18 protein-coding genes are annotated in these 18152 nt (G+C 49.6%); 13 read left to right on the top strand and 5 right to left on the bottom strand.

Annotated features, from left to right (window positions below; all coding sequences use genetic code 11):
- Positions 1 to 7 precede the first annotated feature (7 nt).
- From BBR47_RS18605 to BBR47_RS18575, 7 genes are all read left to right on the top strand, one after another.
- Positions 8 to 1714: a DAK2 domain-containing protein gene (locus BBR47_RS18605; RefSeq protein WP_015891980.1), complete on the top strand. Its 1707-nt coding sequence runs from the start codon at positions 8 to 10 to the stop codon at positions 1712 to 1714.
- 47 nt (positions 1715 to 1761) lie between these two features.
- Positions 1762 to 2619 carry a DegV family protein gene (locus tag BBR47_RS18600; RefSeq protein WP_015891979.1) on the top strand — a complete coding sequence of 286 codons (858 nt, stop codon included), beginning with the start codon at positions 1762 to 1764 and terminating at the stop codon, positions 2617 to 2619.
- Between the two features lie 83 nt (positions 2620 to 2702).
- Positions 2703 to 3194 carry a hypothetical protein gene (locus tag BBR47_RS18595; RefSeq protein ID WP_231850495.1) on the top strand — a complete coding sequence of 164 codons (492 nt, stop codon included), beginning with the start codon at positions 2703 to 2705 and terminating at the stop codon, positions 3192 to 3194.
- A 189-nt stretch (positions 3195 to 3383) separates the two neighbouring features.
- The gene (gene sdaAB, locus BBR47_RS18590; RefSeq protein WP_015891977.1) at positions 3384 to 4049 is read left to right on the top strand and encodes an L-serine ammonia-lyase, iron-sulfur-dependent subunit beta; all 666 of its coding nucleotides are present in this window, start codon (positions 3384 to 3386) and stop codon (positions 4047 to 4049) included.
- 38 nt (positions 4050 to 4087) lie between these two features.
- A complete protein-coding gene (sdaAA, locus tag BBR47_RS18585) occupies positions 4088 to 4972 on the top strand; it encodes an L-serine ammonia-lyase, iron-sulfur-dependent, subunit alpha (RefSeq protein ID WP_007728344.1) in 885 nt (294 codons plus the stop codon).
- Position 4973: 1 nt separating this feature from the next.
- Positions 4974 to 7028, top strand: a complete 2055-nt coding sequence (recG, locus tag BBR47_RS18580) for an ATP-dependent DNA helicase RecG (RefSeq protein ID WP_015891976.1) — start codon at positions 4974 to 4976, stop codon at positions 7026 to 7028.
- A gap of 154 nt (positions 7029 to 7182) precedes the next feature.
- A complete protein-coding gene (locus BBR47_RS18575; RefSeq protein WP_015891975.1) occupies positions 7183 to 8682 on the top strand; it encodes a hypothetical protein in 1500 nt (499 codons plus the stop codon).
- Here BBR47_RS18575 and BBR47_RS18570 read toward each other — a convergent pair.
- Entirely contained in the window at positions 8654 to 9166 is a 513-nt protein-coding gene (locus BBR47_RS18570; RefSeq protein WP_015891974.1) for a GNAT family N-acetyltransferase, read from the bottom strand. The two genes, BBR47_RS18575 and BBR47_RS18570, sit on opposite strands and share 29 nt — an antisense overlap.
- A gap of 19 nt (positions 9167 to 9185) precedes the next feature.
- Positions 9186 to 9548, bottom strand: a complete 363-nt coding sequence (locus BBR47_RS18565; RefSeq protein WP_015891973.1) for a VOC family protein — start codon at positions 9546 to 9548, stop codon at positions 9186 to 9188.
- Between the two features lie 120 nt (positions 9549 to 9668).
- Here BBR47_RS18565 and BBR47_RS18560 point away from each other — a divergent pair, with 120 nt between their 5' ends.
- The 5 genes from BBR47_RS18560 (at position 9669) to BBR47_RS18540 (ending at position 13230) form a co-directional block, all read left to right on the top strand.
- On the top strand, positions 9669 to 10538 hold the full coding sequence (locus tag BBR47_RS18560) for an AraC family transcriptional regulator (protein WP_015891972.1): 870 nt from the start codon (positions 9669 to 9671) through the stop codon (positions 10536 to 10538).
- A gap of 172 nt (positions 10539 to 10710) precedes the next feature.
- A complete protein-coding gene (locus tag BBR47_RS18555; RefSeq protein ID WP_015891971.1) occupies positions 10711 to 11952 on the top strand; it encodes a DNA polymerase IV in 1242 nt (413 codons plus the stop codon).
- Complete coding sequence (locus BBR47_RS18550) at positions 11949 to 12320, top strand: hypothetical protein (protein WP_041749518.1); 372 nt, start codon at positions 11949 to 11951, stop codon at positions 12318 to 12320. The genes BBR47_RS18555 and BBR47_RS18550 overlap by 4 nt, the downstream gene beginning before the upstream one ends.
- Entirely contained in the window at positions 12317 to 12667 is a 351-nt protein-coding gene (locus tag BBR47_RS18545) for a YolD-like family protein (RefSeq protein ID WP_015891970.1), read from the top strand. The genes BBR47_RS18550 and BBR47_RS18545 overlap by 4 nt, the downstream gene beginning before the upstream one ends.
- Positions 12668 to 12948: 281 nt before the next feature.
- A complete protein-coding gene (locus tag BBR47_RS18540; RefSeq protein ID WP_015891969.1) occupies positions 12949 to 13230 on the top strand; it encodes a hypothetical protein in 282 nt (93 codons plus the stop codon).
- Between the two features lie 174 nt (positions 13231 to 13404).
- Here the strand turns inward: BBR47_RS18540 and BBR47_RS18535 are convergent, their stop codons facing one another.
- Positions 13405 to 14715 carry an MFS transporter gene (locus BBR47_RS18535; RefSeq protein WP_041749517.1) on the bottom strand — a complete coding sequence of 437 codons (1311 nt, stop codon included), beginning with the start codon at positions 14713 to 14715 and terminating at the stop codon, positions 13405 to 13407.
- A 223-nt stretch (positions 14716 to 14938) separates the two neighbouring features.
- Here BBR47_RS18535 and BBR47_RS18530 point away from each other — a divergent pair, with 223 nt between their 5' ends.
- The gene (locus tag BBR47_RS18530; protein WP_015891967.1) at positions 14939 to 16537 is read left to right on the top strand and encodes an amidohydrolase; all 1599 of its coding nucleotides are present in this window, start codon (positions 14939 to 14941) and stop codon (positions 16535 to 16537) included.
- Between the two features lie 82 nt (positions 16538 to 16619).
- Here the strand turns inward: BBR47_RS18530 and BBR47_RS18525 are convergent, their stop codons facing one another.
- Together BBR47_RS18525 and BBR47_RS18520 are read right to left on the bottom strand one after the other, a co-directional pair.
- Entirely contained in the window at positions 16620 to 17099 is a 480-nt protein-coding gene (locus BBR47_RS18525; protein ID WP_015891966.1) for an SRPBCC family protein, read from the bottom strand.
- Between the two features lie 123 nt (positions 17100 to 17222).
- On the bottom strand, positions 17223 to 18119 hold the full coding sequence (locus tag BBR47_RS18520; protein ID WP_015891965.1) for a DMT family transporter: 897 nt from the start codon (positions 18117 to 18119) through the stop codon (positions 17223 to 17225).
- Between the last annotated feature and the right edge of the window lie 33 nt (positions 18120 to 18152).

The raw sequence follows: 18152 nt of genomic DNA, 5'->3' as shown, positions 1-18152 counted from the left end.
ACATCAGTTGGTACATACGCGTCTAGATGGCGTGCTGTTTAGCCGGATGGTTTACCTGGGGGCGAACCTTTTATCCGACAACGTCAGAGTAGTGGATGGATTAAACGTCTTTCCTGTGCCGGATGGCGATACGGGGACAAACATGAATTTGACTTTCTCTTCCGGTGTGGAGGAGCTAACTCGAAAAGAATCCCCCCGAATCACTGAATCGGCAGCTGCTTTGGCAAAAGGTCTGTTAATGGGCGCGCGCGGTAACTCCGGCGTGATTTTGTCCCAGTTATTCCGTGGCTTCAGCAAATCAGTCAATGGAAAAGATGAGGTTAACGCCCGTCAGTTTGCCGATGCCTTGAAAGCTGGTGTTGACTCTGCGTATCAAGCAGTGATGAAGCCGGTAGAAGGCACGATTTTGACTGTTGCCCGTGAAGCGGCGGAGATGGCTGTGCGTGCAGCGCGCACGTCAGATGATATTATCTCTGTCATGGAAAAAACATACGAGCAGGCACTAACTACGCTATTGCGTACGCCGGAAATGCTGCCTGTTCTAAAAGAAGTGGGCGTAGTCGACTCAGGTGGACAAGGTCTCTTGTTTATTTATGAAGGGTTTTTGCGAGCATTGCGCGGGGAGGAGCTATCTGCTGATCGTGAGCGTTCGGTACCTAAAATGGGTCAGCAAGAGCTGGACAAGCTCATTTCGGAGCAGCATAATGCGCAAATCCACATGAAAACGGAAGACATCACGTACGGGTACTGTACGGAGTTTATGGTTCATGTCGCGCATAGCACCGAGCCGAACAAAAAAACGTTCTCAGAAGCGCTGTTCCGCAACCATCTGGATACGATGGGCGATTCACTGCTCGTCGTCTCTGATGATGAAGTGGTCAAGGTACATATTCATGCAGAGCATCCGGGAAGCGTACTGCAATACGCTCAGCAATTCGGTAGCCTGCATCGATTGAAGATAGAAAACATGCGCGAGCAGCATGCGAACATTCTCAAAGCGGAAGAGAGCAAAGGACAGGCGAAGCCAGAAACAGCTGCTCAACCTGTTGCAGACCTGCTTCCTTACGGATTGGTCGCGGTAGCTGCTGGTGAGGGGATCGCTACGATTCTGCGCAGCATGGGTGTGCATGTGGTAGTAGAGGGCGGCCAAACGATGAACCCGAGCACAGAGGACTTCATGAAGGCCGTCGCGGGTCTAAATGCCCAGCACATCATCATCCTGCCAAACAACAGCAATATCATCATGGCAGCACAGCAGGCATCCGAGCTCGCTGAAGTTCCTGTTTCTGTCATACCGACGAAGAGCATTCCGCAGGGATTGGCAGCACTGATCAGCTTCCGCGTGGATGTTGAACCAGAAGCGAACGTGCAAGCGATGACGAAGGCGATTGCTCAGGTGAAAACAGGGATGGTGACCCACGCGGTTCGCGACACACAAATGGGTGAGGTACAAATCAAAGAAGGCGATTTTATCGGCATGGCTGAGAAAGAAATTGTCACAGCAGGTCCTGACTTGTTAGCTTGCGCCACGACGCTGCTCTTGGGAATGGTGGATGAAGACTCCGAAATCATTACGATATTCTTAGGAGAAGATGCGACAGAAGATCAGGCTCATGCTTTGGAAAAAGCATTGTCCGATCCATTCCCGGATGTGGAAGTTGAGATCCAGGCAGGCGGTCAACCGTTGTATCCATTCATTTTTTCTGTCGAGTAAAAGCCAATTTTTTGAACACGAATGAATAGGGAGAGGAGCGATCGAGAATGCCAATTGTGATTCTTACCGACAGTGCGTCTGATATCGATGCAGCTGTCAGGCAGTCATTGGGGATCGTGGCCGTCCCGTTGAAAATCATGTTTGGGGCGGAAACGTATGTGGACGCAGTCACTATCTCGTCTTCGGAGTTTTTCGATAAGCTGAAGCAATCGAGCGTGATGCCGACGACCTCGCAGCCGTCTCCGCTTGAATTTGCCGAAGCGTACAAAGCGATCCATGAGAAATATGGCAAGGACGTGCAAATCATTGCCATACTTTTATCTGGTTCCTTATCGGGGACCTATCAATCAGCGATGATCGCCAAGTCGATGTTGGACGAAAATATCGACATTACGGTGATCGATTCTCGCAAAGCTTCGTTTGTTCATGGAATGATCTGTGTGGAGGCTGCCAAAGCCGCTCAAGCAGGCAAAAACAAGGAACAAATTCTGGATCAGATTGATCGTTATTTGGATGAGGTGCAGGTATACTTTATTGTGGATACGCTGGAGTTCCTGCAAAAAGGCGGTCGGATCGGCAAAGCATCTGCCGTCATCGGTTCGCTCTTGAATATCAAGCCGATTTTGACGCTGGATCCTGCCGGATACGTGTCTGCTTTTGACAAGGTACGAGGGACGAAGAAAGCTCTGAATCGCGTATTTGAAGCGTTGCAGGAATACGCGCAAGGCGAGCCTGTGAAAATCGCTGTACTGCACAGCAGTGTTCCAGATCAAGCGGCTGAGCTCTTGGAACGACTCAAGCAAGAGTTTTCGGTAACGGACTCTTGGTTGGAAGAGATTGGTCCCGTGATCGGTACGCATACAGGTCCAGGTCTACTCGGGATCGTCATGGTAAAAAATCAGTAAGGCATATATGATATGGAGAGGAGCTTCCCTGAGGCAGGGGGCTTCTTTTTTTCATAGTCATGAAAAATAAGGGAGAGGTTTTGGTGAATAAGGATGAATTCCTTATTGAGTTGGAGGATATTGTGTATGACTCTCTATTTATTGGGGGCCATAAAGATGATTTGAATAAAGAAATTTCTGCTAATAGGTGGTCTATTTCTTTAAGTATGCAGTTAGCTAGTCAGTTCACAGTTTTTGATTTCATGAACTTTTTTCGTAAAGTAATAGAGAATAGACAACAGCAAATTTTAAAATCAAATAGTGATCATGGAATGCTGTTATATGTTTGGTTCGATTGGCAGGCTTCACAACTAAGATTTAATCTTATCTCTCAGATTCATGAAAGACTCCCTTTTAGCGGAAAAATTGAAATCCTTGATGAGCTTGAACCAATCATTAACGAGTTTATTCACTTCCCTTATCATGATGGAATTCCAATAGGAGAAGCTGCAAACGAAGGAAATGATGTTCAAGCAGATTTCGTCCGAGAACCAGAGCCAGTAAAGGTATTCCTAACTTCACTTCCAAAGAAATAAAACATGCTGGTCGTGGGCTTCCTTTTTTCACTGGGAGTTTTTTCATTTATCCTGATTTGTCCGCATGTTGTCTGCGTAAATCGATTTTGATTGCCTTACGTACAGTTTCCTCTGTAGCGCTTTCAAAGGCTGTAGGATACAATGAAAGTGAATCTTGTTGAACCCCTTGTGATTCAGGAGGAGAACCGGTTGAAGTACAAAAGCGTATTTGATATTATCGGTCCAATCATGGTTGGGCCATCTAGCTCCCATACGGCTGGTGCAGCTCGTATCGGTCGTGTAGCTCGCAAGCTGTTTGGCAGAATGCCTTTGCGAGCAGAAATTGTTTTTTACGGCTCATTTGCAAAAACGTATCAAGGACATGGTTCTGATGTGGCGACAGTGGCAGGAATTCTTGACTTTGACACGTCGGATTTGCGTCTGAAAAATTCGCTGGTGATTGCAGAAAAAGCTGGCATGCAAGTGGAGTTGTCCACTTCTGATGTTTTGACAGAGCACCCGAACACGGCGCGGATCAAGCTGTCTGATGATGAGCATCAGATCGAAATCGTGGGTGTTTCCATTGGTGGCGGGAAGATCGAAGTGTTGGAAGTGAACGGGTTTTCCTTTCAGTTGGGCTTCGATACACCGACGCTCTTGGTTTTACATGAAGATCGCTTTGGGATGATTGCGGCTGTGGCAAAGGTACTGACGCAGCACAACATTAATGTGGGATTCATGGAAGTGTCTCGACACACACGAGGTTCGCGTGCTTTGATGGCAATCGAAACAGATTCGACGATCTCCCCGGAAGTTCTGGAGGAAATTCGTCAAATCCCCCATATCTTTGACGTATCCCTGCTCGCATTGAACTAAGCAAAAGGACGAGCAGGATAAGAGGAGTGAACAACCAGATGTTTCGTAATGTGGCTGAACTAGTTGAGTTGGCCGAATCCCAGGGGAAGAAGATCTCCGAGGTGATGATTGAAGCAGAAATGGAAGTGTCCCAGCGCAGTCGGGATGCCATTATGCAAGATATGTACGCCAACCTCGATGTGATGGAAAAAGCAGTGCGTCGCGGGCTTACCGAAGATATTCGCTCGCATAGCGGATTGACGGGCGGCGATGCGAAGAAGCTGCAAACATATATGGAGACCAAGACATTTTTGTCCGGTCCTACACTTTTGAATGCTGTCTCGATGTCCGTGGCGGTGAACGAAGTAAACGCAGCAATGGGCACGATTGTCGCAACACCTACAGCAGGAGCATGCGGCATTGTACCAGGGACGTTGTTTGCCGTATCTGACAAGCTTCAGCCGACCCGTGAGGAAATGGTCAACTATTTGTTCACGGCAGGCGCTATTGGGTATTGCATTGCCAATAACGCTTTCATTTCGGGTGCTGCGGGTGGTTGCCAGGCGGAGGTAGGCTCTGCAACAGCCATGGCTGCTGCGGCGATTGTAGAAATGGCTGGTGGTACGCCTGAGGAATCTGCTCAAGCAGTGGCGATCGCATTGAAAAATATGCTCGGTCTGGTCTGTGACCCCGTAGCCGGACTGGTTGAAGTACCATGTGTGAAACGAAATGCGATGGGAGCAGCGATTGCGACGGTAGCCGCAGATATGGCAATGGCAGGCATAAAGAGCGTGATCCCGACAGATGAAGTCATCGAGGCCATGTACCGAATCGGCTGCGCCATGCCGACTACGCTGAAGGAAACCGCACAGGGTGGTCTTGCTGCTACGCAAACGGGCCGCATGATCGAAGCCAAAGTGTTCGGCGTACGGATGGAGAAGTAAGATGGCTGGTGCATATCAATCGCCCGTCTCCCTTTTGCACGGGGTAGGGGAAGAGCGGGCGAAGGCATTTGCAGGACTGGGAATCAACAGCATTGGTGATTTGCTGGAGTATTTCCCGTCTCGCTATGAAGATTACCGTGTGCGCGATTTGACAGAAGTAAAAGACGGAGAGAGGGTCACGCTGGCAGGTACGGTGTACGGCGAACCCTCTGTTCGTTTTTATGGAAAAAGAAAATCACGATTGTCCGTCAAGGTTGTCATGGACCGTGTCGTGGTGACGGCTGTCTGGTTCAATCAGACGTTTGTCAAAAGCAGGCTGTCGCCAGGCAAGGAAATACTCGTTACAGGAAAATGGGACAAGCACAAGCTGCAGATAACTGTGAGCGAAATGACAGAGGTAGACTCCGAACGTGCGACAAAACGAGGCGAGCTCGCCCCTGTCTATCCACTTGGCGGCGATGTGACGCATACACTGCTGCGCAAAACCATTCAACTGGCGTTGCGCCAGTACGGAAAGGAAATTCCTGAAATCCTTCCTGCGGATATCGTGGAGCGCTACCGATTGATGCCGCGGATTCATGCCTTTCATTCGATTCATTTTCCTGAAAATGCGGAAGATGGTCGTCAAGCGCGGCGGCGGATTATGTTCGAGGAACTTTTCTTATTCCAATTGAAAATGCAAACATTGCGCAAGATTAATCGGCAGCAAACGGAAGGCGTTGCACTGGCGATTCCAATGGAAGAGGTACGGGAATTTGTCAAAGGGTTGCCGTTTCCGTTGACAGATGCCCAGAAACGAGTCGTAAAAGAAATATTGGATGACATGCGGGCACCTCATGCGATGAATCGTTTGCTGCAAGGGGACGTAGGCTCGGGGAAAACCGTCGTAGCTGCCATTGCGCTGATTGCTGCGGTGAAAGCAGGTTATCAGGGAGCGCTGATGGTACCGACGGAGATTCTCGCCGAGCAGCATGTTCAGTCGTTGACGAAGCTCTTGTCCGATTACGGCATTCAGGTCGCGCTCTTGTCAGGCTCACTGACGGCGAAACGTAGACGCGAAGTCATCGGCTCTCTGCAAATGGGGTTAATCGATGTCGTAGTTGGTACCCATGCGCTCATTCAGGAGGATGTGTTTTTCTCCCGTCTTGGCCTCGTGATTACGGACGAGCAGCACCGATTTGGTGTGGAGCAACGGCGAATTTTACGGAATAAAGGCTTGTCGCCTGATGTCTTGTTTATGACTGCAACGCCAATTCCGAGAACACTGGCCATTACGGCATTTGGCGACATGGACGTCTCGACGATTGATCAAATGCCTGCGGGGCGCAAACCGATTGAGACGACATGGAAAAAGCATGATCAGTTTCCGGCTGTGCTGGAGCAAATGCGGGATGAGCTGCGCAAAGGACGACAGGCCTACGTTATTTGTCCGCTTATTGAGGAATCTGAAAAGCTCGACGTGCAAAATGCAATTGATGTACATGCTCAGCTCACACACATTTTCCCTGAATTCGGCGTAGGCTTGATGCATGGACGACTGCCAGCGAAGGAAAAGGATGCCGTCATGCAAGCCTTCCTTGCCGCAGAGCACGCTGTCCTGGTCAGTACAACGGTCGTAGAGGTCGGTGTGAATGTTCCGAATGCCACCTATATGGTGATTTATGATGCAGAGCGGTTTGGTCTTGCTCAGCTTCACCAATTGCGTGGGCGCGTAGGACGTGGCTCCGAACAGTCGTATTGCGTGTTGATCGCCGACCCGAAATCCGAGATCGGAAAAGAGCGGATGCGTGTCATGTGCGAGACGACGGATGGATTTGAGCTGTCGCAGCGCGATTTGGAATTGCGCGGACCGGGTGATTTTTTTGGAACCAAGCAGAGCGGCTTGCCAGAGTTTAAAGTCGCTGATTTATTAAGTGATTACAAAGCGCTGGAGGTAGCGAGACAGGAGACTGTCAAGCTGGTAGCAGAGGATTCTTTCTGGCGGGACGAAAAGTATCACTGGCTGCGTGACTATTTGAAGAATGAGGGCGTACTGGACGGTGTCGTCTTTGATTAAGAAAGACAGGCCTTCCCACTTCAAGGTGTGGGGAGGCTTTTTCTATTGTGGGGTGAAACCTTAAGCTGGCATTCGACGTCTATCCTCTGTAAGGTAAATTTTTCTAGGAAGCGAGGCGAGTTTTTTGTCTTTGCGAAAAATTCGGGGAATGAGTATGTCCATTGTGTTCGCATTGATTATTTTGACAGGATCCGACTTCGCGCAAGCAACTTCCACGGACAGTCGGATTGCTCAGACTGGCCCATCCCATACGACCAGCCAAACGACAAAGGAATGGAAGCAAAAGGAACTGCCTTACGACTACGCCGCGATGAAAGAAGACGTGGTCATTCAGCTAAACGATGCTCCACAGCTCCGCTCTCCTCGAAGAACGGTCGTGGGACCTGCACCACAGGCGTACACTCTCTTTTTTAAAGAAGCCGTGAACCGTGGAACGGTCGAAGCAGCTATCCGCAAAAATGCTCAGGAAGAGACCAAAAAAGAGAACTTGGGATTCGTGGAGCCGATTTTTACGTTTCACTGGGTGCACGATCGCCAACTGCAATTGCTGGCTACCCTTTCTGATACGCTTGCCAAAGACAGAAGCTGGACGGAGTATGTTGTAAACGTAGCAGGAGCGAAGACGGTAAAGGGAACCGTGTTTGACGATACGAACAATTTCTCGGCGGTGGTGTTTGCTCCGGCTCAGATATGGCGAGTCTCAGTCGATGGCAAGGTGAAAGAAAAAATGACGGACTTTGCCGTCAGGACTCCCATGGAGTTTATCGACTCTGAGGAACGGTATGTGTTGCTGGAGCGATTTACAGAATATTGTGAGTGCGATGCCCGTTTCCCCATGCTGTACTCGATTTATGACACACAGACAAAAGTACTGACGGCTTATCCAGTGGAGCTCACTGACAATTATAGCGGTGCAGGCGACTTCATGGCAGATCGTCGCGGCTTCTTTTTCGCTCATCCACCGAAAGGGACAGACGTACCGAAAAGTGAGTTTGCCATTCGTGTCAAGGTAGATGGATACGTACATGGAGCCAGCTTTAGCCATGATCGCAAGCATGTATTGATGGCAGTAGGCAAGACTGAACAGAAAAAAGATCTCGATCTGGTCGTGTACGATTTGGCGACTGGGAAAGAACGGCGCCTCCCAGGGGTTATCAAAGGATGGGTTCCAACAGATGAGATGAATGGGCAAGTCCAGCCCGTCCGTTTTATGGATGATGGACGTTACGCGACGTTTGAAATGAGAACAGAGGAAGATAGCTTTGAAGAGCTTCGTCAACGCTACGATTGGCAGTCAGGCAAAGTGATCAGCTGGAATCCACCCGTTCCCAAAGAAGCTTGGTCTGGCTATATCCAGTCGACAGATGGCGCCTATCAAATGTATTGGAATGCAGGGGTGTTTAAGGGCGACGTCAAACTGATGGAAATGAAGCCAGAAGCGATATGGATTCCAGGTACTCACCATTTGGTTTATATCGATTGGGAAAAAGCTGAGCAAGGAACAGAGTCTGTGTCGTCGCTCTTCCTGTTCGATGCCGATCGTAAGCAACAAGCTGTGCTGGTGAAGGGACTTCCAGCAAGTGTATCGATTTTGGGAGCGAGCAACGACGGCAAATGGTTGTATGTCACGACTCCGGACGCATTTGCCCCTTAGGCGCGTCATATTCCGTTGCCAGCATTGATAAAATGATCAGGGATTCGTAAGTATCGCCCGATTTCAGGCAATCGCGCAAGGTTCCCTCTATGTGAAACCCTTCCGATAGGTAAAGGCTGCGGGCGCGGTCGTTCGTTTCTTTTACATCGAGCCAGAGTCGATGGGCTTTTTGTCCGATGAATGCCCAATGTTTGATCTGACGCAGGATGTTGCGTCCGTAGCCCTCTCCCTTCACTGCGATTGTAATACGAATGAGCTCAATACTTTGATGAGGATTGGTCAGCCCGGCGATGATAACGTAGCCGACGGGGTGGCCTGTTTCTTTTTTTTCGGCGATCATATGGAGGATGTCCGGGTCGCCAAGAGCGTTGTGGTGCCGATCTTCGCTCCACGGAATAATGAACGGGGTATTCTCTGGTGCATTTTCTACTTCGCATACGAATGGAATGTCTGCCGGTGTCGTGCGGCGCAAGTGGATGGTCATGCGTGTATCTCCTTTTTCTTTAACATTGGCTTACCATGATCAGATTGCCGTCGGGATCGCGGAAGTTGAACCAGTGGCCATGCTGGATAGGAGTGACGACTTCAACTTCGCTCTCTTTGAGAAATGAATAAGAGGCTTCGATATCCTGTGTGTTGAAATGAAACAAGAGGGTATCATCTGTGATGCGATTCGGAAAGTTTTTGCTATCTAGAACGAGCGTCAGTCCGCTTTGTAAAGGAATGCAGTATATATGCCCGAACATAATTTCACCGTCTGCGGGAATGCCCAAGAGACGGCAGTACCAGTCGCGTGCGCGCTCGATGTCGCTGACGGCTACAAAAATAGCTCCGATTTGGGGGAGTAGAGGGGAAGTTGTTGTCATTGGGATAAAGCTCCTTTCCATAGTCGTTTTTACAAGATCGACCCGTCATAATCGTGCACGAAATGTCGGATCGCCCGATTTTGCATCTGCTATTCTAAGGGAGAAAGGGAGGTCATTACCATGGATTTGCTTGTGAAGCTGAATGAGGCTCTGGACTATATCGAAGACCATTTGACAAGCGAGATTGACTATAAAGAAATCGCCCAGGTGGCTTGCTGCTCCGAGTATCACTTCAAAAGGCTGTTTTCTTTTCTCGCTGGTGTTCCGCTATCCGAGTACATCCGGCGCCGACGCATTACGCTTGCAGCTTTTGAGCTTGCGGACAGCAACGAGCGTGTCATTGACATTGCGATCAAATACGGATACGGATCGGCTGATTCCTTTGCCAGAGCTTTTCAGAATGTGCATGGAGTCACTCCGACAGAAGCCAGACACATCGGCCATTCCTTGAAGGCTTATCCGCGAATGACCTTTCATCTATCCATTAAAGGAGGCAGTGCCATGAACTACCGTATGGAAGAAAAAGAGGCATTTCGCATTGTGGGTCTGAAAAAAAGAGTTCCGTTGATTTATCGTGGAGTCAATCCAGAGATTGCGGCCATGTGGGCTTCATTAGATATGGAGATGATTCAGCAACTAAAATCGCTATCCGATGTCGAACCACTTGGACTGATCAGTGCGTCCACGAACTTTTCAGAAGGTCGGCTGGAATATGACGAGCTCGATCACTATATCGGCGTAGCTACTACAAAAGGTTATCCAGACAATTGGGCAGTACTTGAAGTTCCTGCGTCCACCTGGGCGGTTTTCGAAGCAGTGGGTCCTTTTCCTGATACGCTGCAAGATATCTGGGCCCGGATTTATTCGGAATGGTTTTTATCCTCCGGTTATGAGCAGGCTGAGGGTCCTGAGATTTTGTGGAACGAAAGCAAAGACACTTCATCACCAACATTTCGAAGCGAAATTTGGATTCCTGTCGTGAAAAAGTAATCCCTTATTGGATTCGCTCTTGTTTGCGGAACCCCTACCGACGTGTGCTTGTCTGAAAAGAAATAATTACCAACTTTTTTTTGCGCGAGACAGGCATAAAAGCGAACGTTTGTTTGCTATAATAAGAACAAAGCAACAAGAGAACATAAGTTCTTATTTAGGGGATGATCGTGTGTCCAATGCGAACAAGCGGATCGTGTTTTTGATCGACATGCAGAGCTTTTATGCCAGTATCGAGAAAGGGGCCAATCCAGAGCTGCGAAACAAACCAATTGTCGTCGCGGGCGATCCAGAGCGGCGTAGCGGAGTCGTGCTGGCAGCGTGCCCGATTGCCAAGTCATACGGAGTGGTCGCTGCCGAAGCGCTGTGGCAGGCGCAGCAGAAGTGTCGCCAGCTCGTCGTTGTTCGTCCGCGCATGGAGATGTACATTCGCATCTCCATGCAAATCACTCGCATATTCGAGGCATTTACTGACAAGGTGGAGCCGTACTCGATCGATGAGCAGTTTCTCGACGTAACAGGCAGCGTCCACCTGTTTGGTGATCCGTTGCAGATGGCTGCACAGATTCGGCAGCGCGTTTGGATGGAGACGGGAATCAACTGTCGGGTAGGCATCGGAGAGAACAAGGTACTGGCCAAGATGGCCTGCGATAATTTCGCCAAGAAACGGGAAGAAGGCGTTTTTTGGCTCAAGCGGGAAACGTTAGCGGATACGCTCTGGAAGCTTCCGATTGAAAAGCTGTTCGGAGTAGGCTCACGCATGAAGCGGCATTTTCATCGAATGGGCGTCTATCAGATCGGACAGCTTGCAGATATGAGGCCAGCCATCCTCACCCGACATTGGGGAGTGAACGGGGAAGTGCTGTGGCGCACGGCTCACGGAATCGACGATTCACCCGTGGCTTTGGATTCCTATGATTCGCAAAAAGGGATCGGTCATCACATGACGTTGCCGCGGGATTACCATACAGCATCGGAAATCAAAGTGGTGCTTTTAGAGCTGTGCGAAGAAGTGTGTCGTCGGGCGCGGAAAAAGGAGCTGATGGGCTCCGTACTGTCTGTGGGCTGTCGTGGGGCCGATTTGGCTGCTGGAACGGGCTTTGGACGGCAGATGAAGCTCACGGAACAGACGAATGATGCCATGACTTTGTACGAAGCGGCTTGCTTTCTGTTTGACCGTCATTGGCAGGAAACGCCCGTCCGCAGTATCGGGGTCAATCTGGGGCAGCTTGTCCCTGACAACGTGGTGCAACTCAATCTGTTTACGGACAATCACAAGCGGCGTTCGTTGGCACAAGCCATGGATGATATCCGGAGCCGATACGGTCAGGACGCCATCCTGCGCGCCGCCTCTGTGTTGGAAGCGGGACAGGCGAAAGAGCGCGCGCGTAAGATCGGAGGACACTACAAGTGACGGAGCCGATGGTGTCTGACGAGCAGGAATTGATACGCCAGTATATTTTATTTGGCATTTTGTTTCGGGCAGTCATGGCCGATCTGGGGCAGATGCGGATTGTGCCGTTGAAGTTTTCTTATCAGATGATGTTCGATGAGCTCTCGCGGTGGGCGGAGCGGCAGCATCACCAGCTACGTCGCATCTTGCGGCAGAGAGGGTGCACGGTCGTCAGTTCACGACGTCAGGGACATATGTATGTCGTCCACTATCGACAACGCGGGTATGCGCGAGAAGCGATCTATACGATTGAGGTATTGCGGGCAGAGTGTCAGGAGCTCGTCCATTTGTGGACCCGATATGAACAGCGAGGAGAGAGCAAGCAATGAGGGAAAAACGCGTGTCCAAAAAGGAAAATGTATTCGTGGCCAGTCGGTTTGTGCTGCCGGAGCATCGGGAAATGTATTTGCGCATCAAGGAAGAAGAGCGCCGCTATGTACCACCCGAGCTGGATCAGGAGCAGCTCAGCGCCTTGAGCGAACTGGTATGGCAGGCGTTCCAGACAGAGAGCATCCTGACGTTGACCTATTATGACGGGCGAGAGCCGCGCCGCCTGTCTGCCCACATTATCCATATTGATCAAGCGGCGAGACGCCTCAAGCTTCGGGCTGGCTCCGATATTCACTGGGTTCCTTTTGCCCGACTGCTGCATGTGGAGCTGGCAGCGAGCTTCTAAATCGAGGAAATACAGGTACATGATGGGCAAGGCATGAGAATTACTCAAGAAATCGGCAAAAATAGGCCCCTTTTTCAAAAGCAAGCGGCAAAAAACAGCGTGCCGCGTTGAAACGGTGTGTGCGAGGAAGATGTGAGATTCCTGAAACGAAAAGCGGTCAAAAACAGCCGTTTTTCGTGTTTTTTTGGCTTACACGGATTTTGCCAGAAGGGAGGTTTCCCTGTATTGTTAGATTATCTTTTGAAGCATATATTTGACGGATAGAACAAAGGAGATTTAACATGCTAGCACAAGAAATGGGTGTCATATTCACCAAGCACGCCGATCAGATTACTTCCAAGCGTTGGGGAGAATTCATGCAACAATTGGAGGAAAAAGGCCTGTACGTGCTCATTGAGACAGACACGATCGGAAGAGTGATGAGTCCATTGGGCGGATTGATGCCCATGCCGTGTAAAAGTGAGACGCTCCATATTGTGACAGCTAATGAGCTGGAGCAGCGTGGCTTGCCGCTCGGTCACCACATCGTAACGAAAGCGAAAGAAAAAGTAGTCCAACCATAATCGAAAAAAACAACGTAACCTTTCCTGTAGGAGCAAGCTTCCAAGTCGGAAAGGTTTTTTTGTGTGAAAAACGCCTCGACGTTTTTCATAAAGGTGGACATCAGTATCAGTGACAAAACCCGCTAGGAAAGTCAGCCGAAGCGGGTTTTGTTTAGGTATGGGCGCAAACTTCGTTCAGTTGTCTGCTTTTTTAGTCGCAGGGACGTGACGGAATAGCTTAGTCATGCACACCCACGCGATGAGTGGGCCAATTCCGATACACAGAATCAACCAGTTCAGTGTAAGAGGAGAGACGCTCAAGGACGTTACTAGCAGAAAGATCAAAATCCCCACCAGCCGACCAACGTCCAGAGCAAACTCTCGGAGCACGACATACTCGACCCGGTTGCGTGCGCTCTCTTCGTTCGTGCCAATCAGATCAAAAATCGTGGAGAGCATGGGCACAGAAAACAGCGGATAAGCGATGGACACGGCAATCCCGAAAATAAGCAGAGTCGTAAAGCTCACCTGCCAAAAAAATACGAAGAGAATCCCCCACATGATGACAGAGCCAGTGAGCATTCCCCACTTGCGAAAGCGAGGAGAGAACCATTTGGCGATCAGAAAGTAGCTCACAAGTCCGACGGCAGATGTAGTCAACCAGTAGTTGCCGAGTGTCATCTCGCTTCTCGTGGAAATGTAGACGAGTAGACCGATCACAAAGCCGAATACACCTTCACGCAGTCCTTGACCAGCCAAAGCCCCTGCCGCCCAGCGCCACTCGGGCTCCTCTCGCAAACAACGTAAGGAAAAGCTCCAGGAATACGTCCCTTCCGATTGACGTTTTTTAAGAAAAAAGCTGATGAACACACCGACGACAAATAGGGCAAGAGAGATCCCGAAAATAAGGGAGTAGCCGCTGTTGCCCGGAAGCCGCGTAATGAGCAAGCCCGATATCCATGGAGCGAGCATGCCGCCAATGGAAGCAAGCAACCCTGCCCAACCGTTGAAAAGGTCGCGGTTATCGGCATTCGTGATTTCGAAGTACACCACATTAAACGAAAGCCAGAAAAACCCACTCGCTATACCCTGAACGAGCCCAAGCGGTACGGCATAAGAGACAGCTTTGGGACCTGCCAGAAGAACAAGCAAATAAAAAAGGGCAGAAACGGCCATTCCGGCACGCAGGACATTCATTTTGTTCAGACGCTTCACGTACCAGCCCGCAAGCCAGAAGGTCAGAGCACCCGCAAGATGAGCGGCAAAAGTAAACCAAGCGATCGGCGCAAATTGACTTTTTACCTTCCACAAATAGACGTTTACAAACGTGCCAGAAAGGGAGCCAGCGGCAATAAATACGGCGTTGACCAGGAGCAGCAGCTTAGCTTGAGTGTCCAGCCGACCGGATGGCTTTTGCACAGAAGGCTTATGGCGCGACATTTTTAGACCAAGGGACTCCTGCATTTGAAGGAAGGATGGAAGGCGTTTTTTTGTTTTTTGTTGCATACGTTCCCTCCGCGTAAAAATAGGACATGAACATAACGTGCCCTACCATTGCTGCTTTCAACAGGGAAGTGAGGAAACACCATGTTTTCCCAAATGGAAAAGCGAAGGTCGCAATTTTTTGAACGTTATTTCATTTCAAGGAGGAAAAAGACTAGCAGCAAACAAATTAAGAGGGGATAGGCATACGAAAAATAACAGAAGCGAACAGAAAAGAGGTCACGAGATGACGACAACCATTTTCAGAAATGGACGCATTTACACAGGAGATTCCCGGCATTTGTTCGTACAAGCATTAGTTGTTCGAGATGGAATTGTGCATGACTTGGGCAGCGATGCGGACATGCTTCTTCAATACGGAGGTAGTGATGCAACCGTCATAGATCTGCAAGGATATACTGCTACTCCGGGATTGATTGACAGCCATCTGCACTTGGGATGGCTCGGTCTCACCTTTTTGCAGCTGGATTTAAGTAAAGCTCGTTCCAAGGACGAGATGCTGCTTCTCTTGAAAGAAAAAGCACAAGCCACACCAGAAAATGCGTGGATACAAGGCTACGGCTGGGATGAGAATTTATTCGCGGATGGTGGTGGCATTCCTACTATCGACGAGCTTGATCAAGTTGCTCCACATTGCCCAATTCTTCTGGCACGAATATGTGGACATGCGAATTTGGTCAACAGCAAGGCATTGGAGCTATGTGGCTATCATCGTGATATGGAGGTGCCAGCGGGAGGAGTCATAGTACATGATCCTGTGAATGGAAAGCCAACGGGCATGTTGTTGGAAACGGCCTCCAACCTGATTACGAAGCATATTCCAAGACCTGACTACGATCAGTTGAAGCAAAGCCTGCGCAGCTCGATTCGCTATGCAATGGCGCATGGATTGACAGGGGCACATACGGAGGATTTGCGTGAATTGGGCGGACTTGAGCAAACGTATCGGCTCTATGATGAGCTCATTAATGGTGAAGAGCTTGCGCTGCGCAGTAACCTGCTTGTCTACTATCCGCATATGCATGAGCTGCGCGACTTAAAAATGACGGCAGGTTACGGCAACGCTCATGTGCAAATCGGTGCGGTGAAAATTTTTGCAGATGGAGCATTAGGACGTAGGACGGCTTACCTGTCAGCCCCATACGCTGATGATCCGAGTACCAGCGGTTATCCTGTGCATGAGCAAGGCGAGCTGACAGAGCTGGTTCGGCAAGCACGTGAACTCGGGATGCCTATCGCTGTACACACCATTGGCGACAAAGCACTGGAAATGGTGCTGGACAGCTTGGATCAGTTTCCGGCAGTCGCCTATCGGGATCGCCTCATACACACACAAATCTTGCGGCCGGACCTGCTGGAACGCTTGAAGCATCCTCATCGGATCGCAGATATCCAACCGCGTTTTCTCGCAGGAGACTTCCCGTGGGTAATGGATCGGGTAGGACAGGAACGGATTCAACACTCGTACATCTGGAAAACGATGATGGAGTACGGAATCATTTGCGCGGCGGGCTCGGATACCCCGGTAGAACCAATCGATCCGCTGTTGGGGATACACGCAGCCGTCACCCGCAAAGCACCGGGAGACACGCACGATGGATATTTCCCGCAAGAAAAACTGACGATGGAGGAAGCCATTCATCTGTTTACATTGGGCAGTGCACAGGTGACCAACGAGGATCATATCAAAGGCACGCTGTCTCGAGGAAAATATGCGGATCTGACCGTCTATTCCAAAGACCTGTTTACCATCGATCCAGACGAGCTGCTTTCGACAAAGGTCATGATGACCATCATTGGTGGAAAAGTGTGCTACACGTCTTGAAAAAATAACCCGAAAAATCAGAGCAGCGGCAGCCCTGGACAAGAAAGGAAAGTCCTGGACTGTCGCTGTTTTATGGAACGATCTACTGTGAAGACATACTTGCTAGATGCTCCTCAAGACGATCCATGGTCTGTTCGGCACCTGGGACGGCGTATGTTTTCACCTTATCGAATACAGCCGTCGTTTCTTCAAAAACGGTGCGATAAGTAAGTTTGGTCTTGCCATCCAGATCCTCAAAGATGGCTGTCGCTAGAAAATGAGGAAATACAGTATGCTTGAAAACGATTCGCTCAAGTTGAACGACCTCGACAAAGACGTTGGTGTTGGGAAAATCAACGCCATCAGGACCGTGCATGATAAACTGCCATGTACCGCCCGGTTTTAGATCAAACTTCTCAGAAGTCATCGTAAAACCCAGAGGCCCCCACCACTTCGACAGGTTCTCCTCTTTCGTCCAAGCATCAAACACAAGATCGCGTGGAGTATCAAATACGCGGGTGATCACAATCTCGCATTCGCCTACTTGCGTTGCGATTTTATTTGCTTCATTGTTTTGATTCATGTCCATCCCTCCATACTAAGTAGTGTCGTCATGGATACACTCATTTTTTCCATCATAGCAAATAAATCTGGCATGGATTTCTTTCAGATTGCTCTCTTGCATGACCCATACGCAAAACCCGACTCAGGATAAGTGAGTCGGGTTTTTTGTCAGCTGCTTTGGGCGCAGTAAGCTCTTCACATCGATTTCTGCAATCAGCACACTGATCAAAACGAGACCTGCGCCTATGTACCCGCGTAGAGACAGTGTTTCGCCTGTGACCAGGAAGGCAAACAAGGCAGCGAAGACTGGCTCCAAGGAAAAAATAACACCCGTGTGCGTAGCGGTCGTATATTTTTGGGCCACCGTTTGAACGACAAAGCCAATTGCGCTGCACAGTACGCTAAGGGCGAGCACGGCGATCCAAGCCTCTGTAGTCTGCGGTAATGTCGGGGTCTCCAGTGTAAATGAAAAAACAATGCCCAGCAGCGCCGTAAAGCCAAGCTGGTAAATTCCCAACTGGATCGTATCCGATTGATTGGCCCATCGGCCTGTTACGGTAATATGTGTAGCGTAAAAGAGGGCACCAGCGATGCACAAAAGGTCTCCTTGGCTGATGCGAAATTCAGCGCTTAGTGTGAGCAGGCCAATACCGATCATGGCCAGTCCAGCGCCGACAAAGACTCTTTTTTCCGGACGGTTTCGCAAAAGAATAGATAAGAGCGGAACAAAGATAACGGTCAAGCTAACGAGAAAACCTGCTTGGGAAGCTGTCGTTGATTTCACTCCGTTCGTGATGGTGGCAAAAACCCCGAAAAGGAGCGCGCCGAGTATGAATGCATGAAGCATTGTTTTTCGATTCGTGCCACGTAATCGTTTATGAAACAAGGCGGCTGCAAGTAGAAAAGCAATGCCAAAGCGGATACCAATCAGATTGAAAGTCTCCAAATCCTTTAATCCCATTTGCATAAACACATACGAGGTTCCCCAAAACAGGGTGACCAAAATCATTGCCAAATCGGCTTTCACTTGCGGTTTCATGATGAAATAAGCCTCCTTGCCCGGGAAAAAGCG

The organism is Brevibacillus brevis NBRC 100599, assembly GCF_000010165.1.
Taxonomy (GTDB): Bacteria; Bacillota; Bacilli; order Brevibacillales; family Brevibacillaceae; genus Brevibacillus; species Brevibacillus brevis_D.
The sequence above is the reverse complement of the archived record's forward strand: the minus strand, read 5'-3'. Positions and strand labels throughout refer to the sequence as shown.

Coding starts and splice junctions, on each gene's coding strand:
- BBR47_RS18600 (WP_015891979.1), top strand. CDS start 1,762: ATGCCAATTGTGATTCTTACCGACAGTGCGTCTGATATCGATGCAGCT.
- sdaAA (WP_007728344.1), top strand. CDS start 4,088: ATGTTTCGTAATGTGGCTGAACTAGTTGAGTTGGCCGAATCCCAGGGG.
- recG (WP_015891976.1), top strand. CDS start 4,974: ATGGCTGGTGCATATCAATCGCCCGTCTCCCTTTTGCACGGGGTAGGG.
- BBR47_RS18575 (WP_015891975.1), top strand. CDS start 7,183: ATGTCCATTGTGTTCGCATTGATTATTTTGACAGGATCCGACTTCGCG.
- BBR47_RS18570 (WP_015891974.1), bottom strand. CDS start 9,166: ATGACCATCCACTTGCGCCGCACGACACCGGCAGACATTCCATTCGTA.
- BBR47_RS18565 (WP_015891973.1), bottom strand. CDS start 9,548: ATGACAACAACTTCCCCTCTACTCCCCCAAATCGGAGCTATTTTTGTA.
- BBR47_RS18560 (WP_015891972.1), top strand. CDS start 9,669: ATGGATTTGCTTGTGAAGCTGAATGAGGCTCTGGACTATATCGAAGAC.
- BBR47_RS18545 (WP_015891970.1), top strand. CDS start 12,317: ATGAGGGAAAAACGCGTGTCCAAAAAGGAAAATGTATTCGTGGCCAGT.
- BBR47_RS18540 (WP_015891969.1), top strand. CDS start 12,949: ATGCTAGCACAAGAAATGGGTGTCATATTCACCAAGCACGCCGATCAG.
- BBR47_RS18535 (WP_041749517.1), bottom strand. CDS start 14,715: ATGCAACAAAAAACAAAAAAACGCCTTCCATCCTTCCTTCAAATGCAG.
- BBR47_RS18530 (WP_015891967.1), top strand. CDS start 14,939: ATGACGACAACCATTTTCAGAAATGGACGCATTTACACAGGAGATTCC.
- BBR47_RS18525 (WP_015891966.1), bottom strand. CDS start 17,099: ATGAATCAAAACAATGAAGCAAATAAAATCGCAACGCAAGTAGGCGAA.
- BBR47_RS18520 (WP_015891965.1), bottom strand. CDS start 18,119: ATGAAACCGCAAGTGAAAGCCGATTTGGCAATGATTTTGGTCACCCTG.